This window comes from Lactococcus allomyrinae (assembly GCF_003627095.1).
Taxonomy (GTDB): Bacteria; Bacillota; Bacilli; order Lactobacillales; family Streptococcaceae; genus Lactococcus; species Lactococcus allomyrinae.
Genome location: NZ_CP032627.1, coordinates 1,186,149 through 1,200,709 on the forward strand (window position 1 = coordinate 1,186,149; position 14,561 = coordinate 1,200,709).

Genomic DNA, 14,561 nt, shown 5'->3' on the forward strand with positions numbered 1-14,561 from the left:
ATTTTAAAAGTAAGGCTCATTCAGTTGAATTTGCCCTCCTTACAATATTATAGGAGAAAAAATGAAAATTACATTTGATGATAATATTACCAAACGTCTGTCAGAACTGACAGAATCGAAAACTGGGGATTTTGTTTTAGATTTTGACCACACATTGAGCACCGAGATGATTGATAGTTCATGCTGCGGAATTACACGCTATCGCATTGTTTTAGTTGATAAAGGTGCTGTACCTGCTGTGTTTGACGGACGTATTGATTCTCCAATGGGTGAGTTTTTCTGTAAAAAATGGGGAATGATGTATTTTGACGAAGAAATGAATGTTCGTTTAACTGCTAATCATTTGATTGAAATTATGGGACGAGGCGAACAAATCGCTCCTCATATCGAAATTGTTGATTATAGGCAAAAATAATGCTGACAGATTTCTGTCAGTTCAATGTGACCAAAAGTGCAGATAGAAAAATGATTTGTCCTGCTGATTGTTCTGTCAGCATACTGACAGAGTAAAAAGACTAATTTTATCAGTCTTTTTTTATTTTCTCAAGGAAGTAAAGTACACTTTGATTAAATTTTTTGCTGTCTTCTAAATGCAAAATATGTCCGCAGCCTTCAAATATTTGGACTTCTGAGTCAGGATTAGGCTGCAAATCACGTGCTGCTTGGGCATGGCTTGATGGAAATATTGGCGATTGACTTCCTGCAAAGAACAAGTGGGGAATCTGTTCCTGAGTAAGCTCCGCCCGCCAATCTTGCAAAATAACATTTTGTAAAAGTGAGCGATAACGCCTGAAATCAAAGGGTTTCATCCCTTTACCTAACTCACGTTTTATATCATCAGAAAGTGGTTTTTGCGTCAGTCTTGTTTTAGGAAAATCATCAATAAAAGTTCCCAATGTTTCTAAAGTTCTACCAGATTTACCATCAAGCCAATCTTTTGATTTTAAAAAAGTTGGAGCTTGATCCTCTGTAATCACTGCTGACAGGTTTCTGTCAGTAAATAATTCTTCGTAAGCCATGATCGTTGCAGCGCCCATAGAATGACCGATTAAGACAACATCTGACAGCTGTAAATACTCGATTAATTCATGTAAGTCAGTTGCAATACGATGCAAAGTCATTCCGAAATCAACTTTTTGAGAATCGCCATGTGAACGATGGTCGTAAGTAATCACGCGGTAACCAGCCGCTACAAAATCATCAATTTGACAAATCCAAGTGACCTCACTTGATGAATATCCACCAATTAAAATCAGTGCTTGGTTATTTTTATCTCCGTAATCATGAAAATTTATTTTCACATTATCGTTGGTTATAAAAAAAGACATTTTTTCTCCTATACTGCTATAAATCCTTTATGCACTCACCTGAAAGTTATTGAGTGAGCAAATGCTTTTAACTTTCTCATTGTACCAAAAAATCTGTCAGTACTGACAGATTTTTGATTCATCCCTATGAAATATTCCTACTTTCAGAACTCATCACCGTTGCTTCCAAAAACTTTTTTGAACCAGTGAAATGATTTTTTCGGTACACGTTTGAGTGTTTCTGGCTCAACATATACAGCACCGTAACGTTTGTCAATATTTCCACCTGACGCTGGAATATCAATCAACCCCCATCCTAAATACCCTATTATATCCACACCATCAAGGAACATTGCATTTTTCATTGCTTCGATATGCTCCTTATGATAATTAATGCGCACATCGTCTTCAATCTCGTGTTCACCATCCCAAGATTCATCCTGCCCAATTCCATTTTCTATTGGAAAGACAGGCAATCCAAATTCATGATAAATTCGATTCAAAATGCGTCTAAAACCCTCTGGGTCGATTGACCATCCCCATTGGTTATGTGAAAGAAGTGGATTTAATTTCATTGCTTTTGATAGATAAAAATTGGGGACATCTTCGTCTGTTAATGTTGTAGCATCCAGAAGTACCGAACGATAATAAGAAAATGAAATGAAGTCCGAAATCCCTCTCTCCAAAATCAGTTCATCACCTTTTTGAAAGTCCATCTCAATCTTGTGATTACGAATAAAAGTCAATACTTCATCTGAATAATGTCCGAAAGCATAAACATCACAGAGATTTCGATTGTAAAACTCATCAAATTTTCTCAAATACAAACTATCTTTTGGCGAAGTCGAGGCAGGATAAACCTCTGTTGTCGCCAACATTCCACCAATTTTTGCATCAGAAATTTCATGAAGAAAATCAGCAAGCTCGCAGTGAGCAAGCATCGTATGATGAAATACAGTATAACAATCATTCACTGTTAATTCTTTTTTTAGGACACCAGAATAATGCTCAAATCCCTCTGCAAAATATAAATTATGCTCGTTGAATACAATCCAATACTTGACACGACTTGAAAAACGACGCATCATCTCTTTACCAAAGCGTACGAAGGCTTCTTCAACAGCGCGACTCAAAAAGCCATTATATTTTTCTGCTAAAACCAGTGGCATATCAAAATGATAAAGGCAAATCATCGGCTCAATCCCACGTGAAAGCAGCTCGTCAATCATTTCGCTATAAAAAGCAATGCCTTGCTCATTGAAATCACCATCCCCATCTGGCACGACACGTGACCAAGAAATTTGGAAACGATACATATTCATGTTCATTTCCTTCATCAAATCAAAATCATGTCGATAACCATGAAAATTATCAATTGTGATCTGCCAATTTTTAGCCGTTCGCCCTGCTGTATCAACATCATAGACCGATTGACCTTTACCGCCTTCATTCCAGCCTCCTTCTGTTTGCATGGATGACGTTGAATTCCCCCAGAAAAAACCTTTTGGCATTTTATTTTTCATTTTTCCCCCTTTATCATTAACTGACAGTTTTGTTGAATTAATTATTGCATTGGTGTGGAAGTTTCTCCCCCATCAATGTTAGGATACAACCTCACATCATATGAGGTCTCCCTATCCCTGAAGTCTAAGCGAAGACTTTAAAACAGTAGAACGAAAGCATAGCTTGCCATTTCGCCTTATCGCTTTGCCTCTATCGTTGCAAGCTCTGCTTGCATACGAATAGAGGACAGCGGAGCAACGGAGTTGCGTAGACCATTTAGAGAACAGCGTGCGAAGCACGGAGTGAGTTGCGACTTCGACTAGGCACTTTCGTGCCGTAGCGAGCCACTTCGCCCTGCTGCTTTAGCAGCTTAGAGCGAATGGACAGCAAACAGTGCTGTTTATTTCACCACCCAAAAGGTGGTGGAGTTAGCAAGTACTTGCTTTGTTAAAAAGTCTGTCAGTACTGACAGACTCAATTTTTATATCAATCATCAATTTTTTAATGTGCTTCTACTTCAAGTTCTTCTTCATTTTCAGCTTCTTGTTGCAAAAGTAATTTATCGTATTTACGCGCAAATGGTAAATAAATCAAAGTCGATTCTAGTAAAGCGACTGCTTGCAAAACAGCGTATTGCCAGCCACCAATCAAGAAACCTGAGATAATTGGAGGTGTTGTCCAAGGCGCAGCCACTCCGTTCATCGGTGGAACAATATGGAAATAAATCGCACCATAAACCGTTGCTGAAACCACTACAGGTACAAGGAAGAATGGCAAGGCTAAAATTGGATTCATAACCAATGGCAATCCAAACAGGAATGGTTCATTAATATTGAACAAACCAGGAACCAACTCAACTTTACCAATTGACTTCATTTGTTGAGATTTTGCAAGGAAAATAGTGAAAATAATCAGTCCAAAAGTAATCCCAGACCCTGACAAGTTGATAAAGTTATTATAAAACTCATTCGTTACAATATGTGCACCATTTGCCAACGACAACTTATGGGCTTGGTAAAGCGCAGCATTATCAAAAGTGTTAGGAATCAAGAAAGCACCAGTAATCGCACCCATGATAATCCCACCATGCACACCAAAGAACCAAAAGAATGGCACTAGAAGTGAGATGATGATAATTCCACCAAATGAACCGCCAAGTCCTTGCAAAGGAACAGACAACCAATGATAAATAAATGTTACAGCATCCGTATGACCAATCTTATTAAACAAAGCATAAACTACCGTTGCTCCAATGATAATTACACCCGTTGGAATCATTGATGTGAATTGATTGGCAACATTTGAAGGCACTTGCTCAGGCATGGTAATCTTCCAACCTGCTTTAATCATTGAGCTATAAGCCCAACCGCTCAAAAGTCCAATCAGTATGGCAGCAATCATCCCTTGACCACCATTCCAAGTCAGATTAAGAACACCTGTCACTGGACTATTCAAAAGACCTTGTACGGCACTGGGTAATTTGTCAAAAGCGGCTGTGACTTCCTTACCTGTGAGCGTACCTGTACCATTTGCAAGCGCCGCTGTCATGGGATTTGCAATAGTCAGCGATTGAATAATAAAGAATGCCGAAAGTGATGTCAAACCTGCTTGCAAAGCAACATCACCATGCCCAGCATCTTTGACATAACTATAACCAATCCCGACCGCAGCCCAAATCGCCAAAATACCGAAGGACATACTGAAAGCTTGGCTAAAAACTTCAGACCAGCCATTAGTTGACAACCAATTTGCAACTGCAGGGATTGGAAGATTTGCCAAAATCAAGAAAATTGAACCTACAATGATGAATGGCATCGCATAAAGCATCCCATTCTTCAGAGCTGTAATCGCTCGAGTGTTAACAAATTTCATGACTGGAGGCAAAATTTTATTATTTATAAACTCATTCATAAATAGTCTCCTTTAGATTTATTAAAATTGCTTACACAATCATAATACCGTTTACAAATATATTTGTAAACGGTATTTTAGGCATTAGTTACATGTTACAGCAATGGTTACATTTGAAAAAAATTAATTTATTTTAGAAGTCTCTCCTCCAGCCCTCCATAATCTCTTATCTTTTCTATCTTTTTTGAATGTATTCTATATAGAGTTAAATGGCAACAATAAACTTAGAAAATAGACAACTAAAATGGATAGTTCAACTTTATATCTCTTGAGTATTTTCATCGTATGTCCCCCTTAATACAGTCTCATCATGCTACTCTCTACATTATCATTTATCATAGCTACCATTTTTACTAAAACAGTCCCAATATACTAGAAAATTAGTAATCATAAATAATACAAAACTTATAAAATATCCAAACTCATGAAATTTTAACACTTCACTTCCTAGTCTCAAATTACTTTGTATAGCATAAGTTATCGGAAGTCCAAAATAACAAATAATCAGAGTAATCGTGAGAAGAAAAGGAATTAATCTTTTGTATTTTACATACTGTCTATCAATCATCCTATAAAACAACAAAAGTAGGAGAAAGATAAGCAGATATTGCCAACTATGATATTTATAAAAGTATTCAAAACCAGAAATTGTTGTTCTCTTAAAGTTATCGTTATAAGTAGCCATGAATGGAAGAAATAAACTAAGCAAACTTATAAAGTAGGTAGATATAATAGCTTTTTTCATTTACTTAAGCCTCATTTTCACTTTATGAATTATCTGCGTAAGATTAGCGGACTAGCCAATTATTACAGAAGATGATATTGCTGATAAACCATGATTAATATCATACCCACCTGTTACCTTTTTTGCTTCTTTCCATCACTAATTGTATAAACAAAAAGTAATATTGAGAAAACTATTCCCACAAGGCTTACTAAGAAAAATCCTAACCCAAAAGTTCTCCAAAGTCCCTCAAATGTTTCTTTGGATAAAGCTACCTTTAGAGAAACACCTACAAAAATACGACTCAACACCAGATTAAGAAACATATCATAGATATAAAGAACCATGAAACTAAACGCAAAATATTTCGTCATCCTCCATTTTCTCAAAATTCCAATAACCACCCCACAAAATAAAAGAATTAAAATTATGCTAGTTACAGGTTTCTGTGTCATCAAATAGTAAAAATAGTTTTCACGACTTTTAGCAATATCAAATGTCGAATTTAGTTTAATCTGATTAACCGTGGCAGGAAGAAACATCAAGCCTACCCACGCTATAAAAACTAGAATCATATGCCAAATTTTCACTCTCATTTTTATCCTCCTATACCCCAATCATCATGAGTAATACCTCCCCAAGCCAAAGCCTGAATTTTTTATATTCCAAGCACTTTTTGTTCCTCAAGTCAAATTAGCTGCTCCCTCAGTCCTCCATAATCTTTTATCTTTTCTATCTTTTTTGGATGTGTTCTATACTTTACTTCTTGCTTTCCATACTATTACAAGAAAAATCAACAATATTCCAAAGCTCAGGTAATAGCCTATATGAAAAAGTCTAAATACTTCAAAAAAGTAGTTTATACTAACACGCGCATAGGCAATAGGGTAAGCTAGATACCAAACTATAACAATTAAAACACTGAGTAACATTACCCATTTTTTATATTCATTTCTTATCAAAAAGAAGATAACCAGCGTCAATGCTAAGAAGATTGGATATTTCCAAGAAAGGCTAAAATAGTTAATTCCATTCTTTGAAACATATCCATAGGTTACTGAACTCAATACGGAGTTAAACGGCAATAATAAACTTAGAAAATAAACAACTAAAATTGACATCTCCAATCTATATTTCTTTACTACCCTCATGGCACACCTCCCTTAATATGGTCTAACCATACCCCCTGCTACATTATCATTTACCGTAACTGACCATTTTGATGAAGTTCCTCGTTTTAAATCAGCGGTATATTTCGCTCCTAATTGATAATTTCCAGTTAATGCTACAGATTTATAATTGGGACTAATCGTCCAACTTGATGAAGTCCCCTCGCTAACATTTTTTTGCTGAGAAGTTAAATTGGAATTGGAAGCCACAAAAACTGATGAAGAGGTAACACTAATAGTTGTATCTTTCCTTGAAAATCCCCCTGTAACTTTGGTAACTACTCCATAGGAGACGTTACTCTTAACCGTTTTTGTCCAATAAACTTCAATACTAAGCTCGACTCCTAGACTAGAATCCCAAGCACTATTAGAACTAGTATTATCAGCAGCGAACACCTTCGTTCCAAAAAGATTTCCTAGTGAAATCGCCCCTAAACCAAATCCATCTTCTGAACTATTATCGTCAACAACCACTGCATGACTTAAATCAGCCGTGTAAGTCGTTACCCCTTCAATAACATTTCCATCATCTGATGTAACTTGACTATCTACCGTCACTGGTGCCGTCAAGTCATCGCCACCTGTGGTACTGTCCAAGCTCACAGCATCATCTACTTGATATTTCACTTGATTATCTGTATCTGTGATTACTTTATCTGCATCATCTGGCACAACTAAATTAACAGCTCCATTTGCTGATACCTCAACACTTGGTGCCACTGCATCATCAGCTTTTACAGTAATTCCCGCCATAAATAAAGCGCTAACTGCAAGTGTTCCAGTAAAAACTTTTTTCGTATTCATAATTTGTTCTCTTTTCTGTTTAGTCTGTAAGTTACTAATTCAAGAGATGCTCTGAAATCATAACTTACGTTGATAAATTCTTCATTTTGAAAATTTGCCTGCTTTCTACTTTCTTTTAATATTCATTGTTTTATTCACTTCTTCTATGTTGCCATTAATTTGTACCTCGCTTTATCTATATCGCCAATAAGTTTTGTTCTTTTTTATATTTTTATTGTAAGCCTTGTCATTTTTTATTGCAAGTGTTTTTTTGCGTTTTTTATCAAATTTGTGACGAAGTTTATGTTTTTGTGACGAAAACAAAACTTTACGTGATGAAGTGATAAAAACAAAAATAATCAACCTCTTTGAAGTCGATTATTTTATTTATCATGAGATTTTAGTGACCTTAACTCTTTTTTACAACTGGCTGGTGCTTTTATTTTCACTAGACTTTGCTCAAAACTCAAAGTCAATCCATCTGCTTCTATATGTCGTATTTTCTTTGGATTAACCAATAATCCACGCCCCAATGAAATTAAATCTGGGATTTTATTTTTTACTTCAGCAATTGTTCCACGAATGAGACACTCATTGTCCTTTGTCACTGCTTTAAGATAATTCCGATGAATTTTGTCTGATACAATATACAAAATAGAATCTACAGCAACAGGATAACCGCTTATCTCTACTGTTTTCAGGTTATTTGTAAAAGTATAAGCTAGCACTTTTTCAATCATTTTCTTTATCTCATCATCATGTTCACTTTTTATGGTCATATGTGTCCAGAGTTGAGATATTGTAAAGGCAAGTAATTCAGAGTTCAATTCTGGATTATCTGTATAAATCATGAAAAAAGCTTGAGTTTTTAAGTTTTGCATCTTTTTGAGAATTTCTAACTCTCGCCTTGTTGCAATTTTAATAAAACACGCTTTTATCTCATTATGGTAAGTTTGAAGATAACGGTAGGCATCTTCATGATTGTAAAACACGCGCGTTGTATAAATCTTATTTTTAATTTCTAGCTTTTCCTCTGCTTGGAGGACAAAACTTTCAAGACGATTGCCTGCATAAAATTCTGCATCAATCATGACACTATTCATTTGTTAAAATTCTTTCTTATCTATCTTTTTGACTTGCTCCACAGCTTTATGTGCCAAAATCTCCAAAAAAGCAACAACAGGAAGTTGTGAGGTCAAATTTTCCAGCGGGTCATAATTTGAATATTCTGTTTGAAAATTATAAGTAAGATTGATGTTGGATAATTTAGACAAGGTCGTTTCTGACTGATTTGTGATAGAGATAATCTTTGCAGAACGCTCCTCACGCAATTTAACAACTCGCTCAATAATTTTATCCGTTTCACCCGAAGCGGACAAAATTATGCTCAGCACATCAGGTGCGCCCTTACCCTTGATTGCTTGATAAGGGTCTGAAATAGCATAAGATTCTAACCCAATATTGGTAAAATATCTAGCACCATATTCCGCTAAAGCCCCAGATGAACCGACACCGATAAAAATAATATACCTCGCTTGTTGAATTAACTCTACTGCCGCCTCAAGTTTCCTTGATGACTCTTTCGAGGTAATTTTTCTTAAAAACAAGTCAAGTTGTAGCAGATTTTCATAATAATTGACAGGGACTTCATCAACCTGATTTTGATTTTTCAGGTAATACTTCATCTCCACCCATCCATCAAAGCCTAACTTTCTGGTCATTCTCATTACCGTTGCAGTTGAAACATGAACAGCCTGAGCAAGTTCTCTTACGGATAGACCTTCTGAAATACCAAGATTTGCCAATATAAAATTAAAGACTGAACTCTCTAATTCATTGAGTGTTCTGACTTGTTCTGGTGAAAAATTAATCATAAGCTTAACATCAGCACTTTTCTATGACTGTCAGCATGCTGACAGTCTTATTTTACAACAATATTTACGAGTTTATTAGGCACAGCGATGACTTTGACGACATTTTTGCCCTCAAGCGCTGCTGCGACTACTTCACGTCCGACCGTTTCGAGTTGTTCCCGTGGTAAATCTTTTTCAATCTTAATTTTTGCCTTGAGTTTGCCATTGATTTGGACAACAATTTCAACTTCAGATTCTATCAGCTTGCTTGCGTCAAAAGTTGGCCATGCCACATAAGAAATGCCAGCAACACCTGTCAATTTTACCCAGAGTTCTTCAGCGATGTGTGGTGCAAATGGTGCTAATAATTGCACAAATCCTTTTGCATACTCAACAGGCAAAGTTTTGGCTTTATTGACACTATTTACGAAAATCATGAGCTGCGAAATAGCAGTATTAAAGTACATATGTTCCAAACGCTCGGTTACATTTCTGACCGTTTCATGATAAACCTTATCAAGCGCTCCATCATTTTCCGCTGTGAGTTCACTATTTTCAATCATACGAACAGCACGGTCAAGGAATTTACGCGCGCCTTCAAGACCTTCTTCTGACCAAGGAATGCTTGCGTCCAATGGCCCCATAAACATTTCATAAACTCGAAGCGTATCTGCACCGTAATGCTCAACGACATCATCTGGATTAACCACATTTTTGAGCGACTTAGACATTTTGGCTGGAAGTTGAGTAAGCAGCTCACCTGTTTCAATATGGAAATAACCACCCTCCCGTTTTTCAACTTTATCCGTAGCCACAAGCGCCCCACGATGGTCGCGATATGATGTTCCCAGAATCATTCCTTGATTAAAGAGTTTTTGGAAAGGTTCTTTTGTTGGAACGATGCCGAGGTCATAAAGCACTTTATGCCAAAAACGTGCATAGAGCAAGTGTAACACCGCGTGTTCAGCACCACCCACATAAATATCAACAGGAAGCCATTCTTTGAGCAATTCTGGATCGGCAAGCGCCACCTTGTTGTGAGGGTCAATATAACGGAGATAATACCAGCTAGAACCTGCCCATTGTGGCATCGTATTGGTCTCGCGACGTCCTTTGACGCCATCTTCGCGTGTTACGGTCAACCAATCCGTAAGGTTGGCAAGTGGCGACTCGCCTGTACCAGAAGGCTTGATGTCGCTTGTTACAGGTAACACCAGTGGCAAATCTTTTTCAGGAACTGCTGTTGATGTCCCATCCTCCCAATGAATGATTGGAATAGGCTCGCCCCAATAACGTTGACGACTAAAGAGCCAGTCGCGCAAACGATAAGTGATTTTTTTCTTACCAATTCCTTTTTCTTCAAGATAAGCAACGATTTTTTCGATGGCTGTGGCTTTATCAAGGCCATTCAAAAATTCAGAGTTGATATGTAGTCCGTCTTCGGTGTAAGCGGCTTGATTGACATCAAAAGATGCTCCATTCGCATCTTTTCCTTCAAGCACAGGAATGATTTCAAGACCAAAAACTTTTGCAAATTCCCAGTCGCGTTCATCATGAGCAGGTACAGCCATGATTGCCCCATGTCCATAGCTCGCAAGGACATAGTCCGAAATCCAAATCGGCATCTTGCGTCCATTGACTGGATTGATGGCATAAGCACCTGTCCAAACGCCTGTCTTATCTTTTGCAAGGTCAGTCCGCGCGAGGTCAGATTTAAGGCTCGCTTGGCGTTGATATTCTGCAATGCTAGAAGCTTGTTCAGCTGTGGTGATGCGATTAACCAGAGCATGCTCTGGAGCAAGCACAGCATAAGTTGCACCAAAAAGTGTATCTGGACGTGTGGTAAACACTTCAAAAGTTTCATTCGTCCCCTCAACAGCAAAAGTTACATCAGCACCTGTTGATTTACCAATCCAATTGCGTTGCATTTCTTTGATGGACTCTGGCCAATCTACAAGTTCGAGGTCTTCAAGCAAGCGTTCTGCATAGGCAGTGATTTTGAGCATCCATTGACGCATGGGTTTACGAACGACAGGAAATCCACCGCGCTCTGATGTACCGTCGGGTAACACTTCTTCGTTGGCAATCGCAGTACCGAGTTCTTCGACCCAGTTTACAGCAACTTCCGCTTCATAGGCAAGCCCTTTTTCATAGAGTTTTGTGAAAATCCACTGCGTCCATTTGTAGTAATCAGGGTCAGTGGTATTGACTTCGCGCTCCCAGTCATAGCTAAACCCTAAACTATTAATTTGGCGTTTGAAGTTGGCAATATTTTCGGCGGTAAATTCTGCAGGGTCATGTCCAGTATTCATCGCATATTGCTCTGCGGGCAGCCCAAAAGCATCCCATCCCATTGGATGAAGCACATTATAGCCTTGTGCGCGTTTGTAGCGTGCGAGAATGTCTGTCGCCGTGTAACCTTCTGGGTGTCCAACGTGCAAGCCCGCTCCAGATGGATATGGGAACATATCAAGCGCATAAAATTTAGGTTTGTTCTTGTCTGTTCCTGTGCGAAAAGTTTGATGTTCCGCCCAGAATTTTTGCCATTTTGCTTCTACTTCTTGGTGATTGTATTCCATAATTTTAAGATATGAGACCGACTGCATTGAAGTAAAAAAAGTGTTCTTTGACTATTTGTGCCATAGATAAGAGCATGAAGTTCTGAGCGTGACTCAGATTCTATCTTATCTATTTTCGTTTACTTCAAAGAAGGCGACTCAGTTCCTTTCTTGATATATAATACTAATTCCACTTTAAAATCGTAAAGGGTAAATGTAACTGTGTGCCATTTGCTCTTGAAGCCTTATCTCTTGAGCAAATGGACAGCACGTAGCAGTCTAGAGCAAATGAATACCTGTGGTACGTAACGAAATAGAAATCAGGTATTATTGCGTGACTATCCATTCATGTTGCATTTTACAATAGATACACCTTGGTTTTAGACTCCAAACTGGTGAATAAGCCTAAGTGAAATAGTATTAGATTAAATTATAAGCGAGAACAAGGTCACTTCCTGTAAGCTGAAGACCGTATTTTTGCTCGTATTTTTTAATTTTATTGAGTAAAGTATTTCTGTGAACATAAAGATTTTTTGCAGCTTGAGATTGATTCCCATTTGTTGCATAGAGTGCAATGACAAGTTTTTGGTCTTCCAAATTTTCCAATAATTCACGACGAATATCTTTTAAAATTTTATTATCAGAAGTTTTCAAACTTTCTGTTAATATATATTCACTAAATGATTTTTTACTTTTAAAAATTGTGGACTCTTCAGCATAAATTTCAGAAAGCTGGGCTTTATCCACAAACATTCCAACATAAGCAGAGATTTTTTCTCCCATGTCTTGTGATAAAGTTTGAAAGATATCAAAAAGTTCCGACTTTGTCGGATTATCATTTGACAAGCGCTCAATGACAATTTTTTTATCGACATCACTACTTGCAAAGTCCGGAAGCAACAGCTTTAAAGTACTTTCTAGCGACTCAAAATCTGTTGCCGAAAACTGCAGAATACGGTAGCGCCCATTTGGTAATAATTCTGTGCTGACAGAATTTCTGTCAGTAAAAATCAATTCTGTCAGTAACTTTTCACGTTCTGAAAGTGTACTGATATCAACATTTTCATAAAGTTTTCGAATTTTCTCTAGTTCCATTTTTTAAAAAAGCGACCAGCGGCCGCTTGAAGTCTTATACTAGTTCAACTAATAATTTTTGTAGAAAACTTATTAGTTGAACTGCGAATAGACTGCCTTGCACCGATTGGGAAAAGCAGTGCTTTTCTTATCCATAACTTGAGAAATAGCCTCAAGTGAAGAAACCCAAGCTTCGACTTTTAACTTAGCAAGTGCGTGTTATCTCCGCCCTTTGAGCTACGCTGTCTAGCTAGGACACGAAAGTGCCTAGTCGAGGTCGCAACTCACTACGTGCTTCGCAAGCCGTTCTCTAAACGGTCTACGCAACTCCGTTGCTCCGCTGTCCTCTATTCGTATGCAAGCAGAGCTTGCAACGATAGAGGCAAAGCAATAAGGCGAAACGACAAGCTCTGCTTTCATTCTACTGACATTGATGGAGAAAAAGTCCCCACCAATGAAGTAATCACTTCAAACGTCCCGTTTAACCATATTAGATTTGCTCTGAAGGAAGATGCAATTCAAAGAGAGGTGAAAGAGGACGGCGTTCGTGGATACGAATGATTGCATCTGCAAGCAAGTGTGCAATCGAAAGTTCTACGATTTTCTCACTCTTACGTTCTTCTGGAATTTGAATAGTATCCAAAACAACTAATTTAGTGATTGCTGAATTATTAATACGTTCAATCGCTGGTCCTGATAAGACTGCATGAGTACATGAAGCGTAAACTTCAGTTGCTCCAAGTTCCTTGAGTGCATTGGCAGCAAGAGTAATCGTACCCGCTGTATCAATCATATCATCAATCAAGATACATTTTTTACCTTTAACATCACCAATAATATTCATAATTTCAGCGACATTTGCGCGCGGACGGCGTTTGTCAATAATAGCAAGTGGTGTTTTGAGGAAATTTGCCAATTTACGCGCACGCCCAACTCCTCCATGATCAGGAGAAACGACGACAACATCATCGCCAGCTGATACAAAATGACGACGGAAATAATCTGCAATGAGTGGTGAACCCAAAAGATGATCAACTGGAATGTTAAAGAAACCTTGAATTTGAGGTGCATGAAGATCAAAAGTAATCAATCGATCTGCACCTGCAATTTGAAGCATATTTGCCACAAGTTTTGATGTAATTGGCTCTCTAGCACGCGCTTTACGGTCTTGTCTGGCATAACCGTAATAAGGCATGACAATGTTAATTGATGCAGCGCTAGCCCTGCGAAGAGTGTCCATCATAATCAAAAGTTCCATCAGATTGTCATTGACTGGGGCACTTGTTGATTGAAGGATAAAAACGTGATCACCACGAACTGATTCGTCAATGTGAACTTCCGTTTCACCATCTGAGAAGGTGCGAACACTTACTTTTCCAAGCTCAATTCCGATTTCTTTAGCCACTTTTTGGGCCAATTCTTGATTGGAAGAGAGCGAAAACAGCTTCAAATTTGAGTACGACATGAAGAGCCTTTCTTATAAATCGTTACGAACCTACTGGTTCAGTTAGATGCACTACTTATTTTACCTTAAATTGCTAATTTTTTCAAACACTCATTTGTTTTTGATACTGAAATTTATACTTATAAACTAGGTAGTCTCTGTCAGTACCCTACCATTCACATAAGCATGAAAGCGGGAGATAAAAATTCTGTCAGCATACTGACAGAATTCCTTT

The 14,561-nt window shown here is 37.8% G+C and carries 12 protein-coding genes; 1 reads left to right on the forward strand and 11 read right to left on the reverse strand.

Going from position 1 to position 14,561, the window contains the following annotated elements; translation table 11 throughout:
- The first annotated feature begins 61 nt into the window (after positions 1–61).
- Positions 62–415 (forward strand): iron-sulfur cluster biosynthesis family protein, encoded by a 354-nt coding sequence (locus D7I46_RS05595; RefSeq protein ID WP_120771999.1) that lies wholly within the window; start codon positions 62–64, stop codon positions 413–415.
- Positions 416–524: 109 nt separating this feature from the next.
- Here D7I46_RS05595 and D7I46_RS05600 read toward each other — a convergent pair whose 3' ends face one another.
- The 11 genes from D7I46_RS05600 to D7I46_RS05655 all read right to left on the reverse strand — a co-directional run bounded on the left by D7I46_RS05600 (position 525) and on the right by D7I46_RS05655 (position 14,347).
- Entirely contained in the window at positions 525–1,328 is an 804-nt protein-coding gene (locus D7I46_RS05600; protein ID WP_120772000.1) for an alpha/beta fold hydrolase, read from the reverse strand.
- Positions 1,329–1,471: 143 nt separating this feature from the next.
- Positions 1,472–2,830, reverse strand: coding sequence for a glycoside hydrolase family 1 protein (locus tag D7I46_RS05605; protein ID WP_120772001.1), 1,359 nt, complete (start codon positions 2,828–2,830; stop codon positions 1,472–1,474).
- Positions 2,831–3,311: 481 nt separating this feature from the next.
- Positions 3,312–4,721, reverse strand: a complete 1,410-nt coding sequence (locus D7I46_RS05610) for a PTS sugar transporter subunit IIC (RefSeq protein ID WP_120772002.1) — start codon at positions 4,719–4,721, stop codon at positions 3,312–3,314.
- 858 nt (positions 4,722–5,579) lie between these two features.
- Entirely contained in the window at positions 5,580–6,041 is a 462-nt protein-coding gene (locus D7I46_RS05620) for a hypothetical protein (protein ID WP_120772004.1), read from the reverse strand.
- 156 nt (positions 6,042–6,197) lie between these two features.
- Positions 6,198–6,596 (reverse strand): hypothetical protein, encoded by a 399-nt coding sequence (locus D7I46_RS05625; protein WP_120772005.1) that lies wholly within the window; start codon positions 6,594–6,596, stop codon positions 6,198–6,200.
- Positions 6,597–6,608: 12 nt separating this feature from the next.
- Positions 6,609–7,418 (reverse strand): hypothetical protein, encoded by an 810-nt coding sequence (locus D7I46_RS05630; protein WP_120772006.1) that lies wholly within the window; start codon positions 7,416–7,418, stop codon positions 6,609–6,611.
- A gap of 362 nt (positions 7,419–7,780) precedes the next feature.
- Positions 7,781–8,500 (reverse strand): LytTR family DNA-binding domain-containing protein, encoded by a 720-nt coding sequence (locus D7I46_RS05635; protein ID WP_120772007.1) that lies wholly within the window; start codon positions 8,498–8,500, stop codon positions 7,781–7,783.
- A gap of 3 nt (positions 8,501–8,503) precedes the next feature.
- Positions 8,504–9,271, reverse strand: a complete 768-nt coding sequence (locus D7I46_RS05640; RefSeq protein ID WP_120772008.1) for a MurR/RpiR family transcriptional regulator — start codon at positions 9,269–9,271, stop codon at positions 8,504–8,506.
- Positions 9,272–9,318: 47 nt separating this feature from the next.
- Positions 9,319–11,829 carry a leucine--tRNA ligase gene (gene leuS, locus D7I46_RS05645; protein ID WP_120773301.1) on the reverse strand — a complete coding sequence of 837 codons (2,511 nt, stop codon included), beginning with the start codon at positions 11,827–11,829 and terminating at the stop codon, positions 9,319–9,321.
- A gap of 399 nt (positions 11,830–12,228) precedes the next feature.
- On the reverse strand, positions 12,229–12,903 hold the full coding sequence (locus D7I46_RS05650; RefSeq protein WP_120772009.1) for a helix-turn-helix domain-containing protein: 675 nt from the start codon (positions 12,901–12,903) through the stop codon (positions 12,229–12,231).
- A 469-nt stretch (positions 12,904–13,372) separates the two neighbouring features.
- A complete protein-coding gene (locus tag D7I46_RS05655; RefSeq protein ID WP_120772010.1) occupies positions 13,373–14,347 on the reverse strand; it encodes a ribose-phosphate diphosphokinase in 975 nt (324 codons plus the stop codon).
- Positions 14,348–14,561: the final 214 nt, after the last annotated feature.

Excerpts from the sequence above, each read along its gene's own strand:
- D7I46_RS05605 (WP_120772001.1), bottom strand. The coding sequence starts at position 2,830 with ATGAAAAATAAAATGCCAAAAGGTTTTTTCTGGGGGAATTCAACGTCA.
- leuS (WP_120773301.1), bottom strand. The coding sequence starts at position 11,829 with ATGGAATACAATCACCAAGAAGTAGAAGCAAAATGGCAAAAATTCTGG.
- D7I46_RS05600 (WP_120772000.1), bottom strand. The coding sequence starts at position 1,328 with ATGTCTTTTTTTATAACCAACGATAATGTGAAAATAAATTTTCATGAT.
- D7I46_RS05610 (WP_120772002.1), bottom strand. The coding sequence starts at position 4,721 with ATGAATGAGTTTATAAATAATAAAATTTTGCCTCCAGTCATGAAATTT.
- D7I46_RS05650 (WP_120772009.1), bottom strand. The coding sequence starts at position 12,903 with ATGGAACTAGAGAAAATTCGAAAACTTTATGAAAATGTTGATATCAGT.
- D7I46_RS05655 (WP_120772010.1), bottom strand. The coding sequence starts at position 14,347 with ATGTCGTACTCAAATTTGAAGCTGTTTTCGCTCTCTTCCAATCAAGAA.
- D7I46_RS05640 (WP_120772008.1), bottom strand. The coding sequence starts at position 9,271 with ATGATTAATTTTTCACCAGAACAAGTCAGAACACTCAATGAATTAGAG.
- D7I46_RS05635 (WP_120772007.1), bottom strand. The coding sequence starts at position 8,500 with ATGAATAGTGTCATGATTGATGCAGAATTTTATGCAGGCAATCGTCTT.
- D7I46_RS05595 (WP_120771999.1), top strand. The coding sequence starts at position 62 with ATGAAAATTACATTTGATGATAATATTACCAAACGTCTGTCAGAACTG.
- D7I46_RS05625 (WP_120772005.1), bottom strand. The coding sequence starts at position 6,596 with ATGAGGGTAGTAAAGAAATATAGATTGGAGATGTCAATTTTAGTTGTT.
- D7I46_RS05630 (WP_120772006.1), bottom strand. The coding sequence starts at position 7,418 with ATGAATACGAAAAAAGTTTTTACTGGAACACTTGCAGTTAGCGCTTTA.
- D7I46_RS05620 (WP_120772004.1), bottom strand. The coding sequence starts at position 6,041 with ATGAGAGTGAAAATTTGGCATATGATTCTAGTTTTTATAGCGTGGGTA.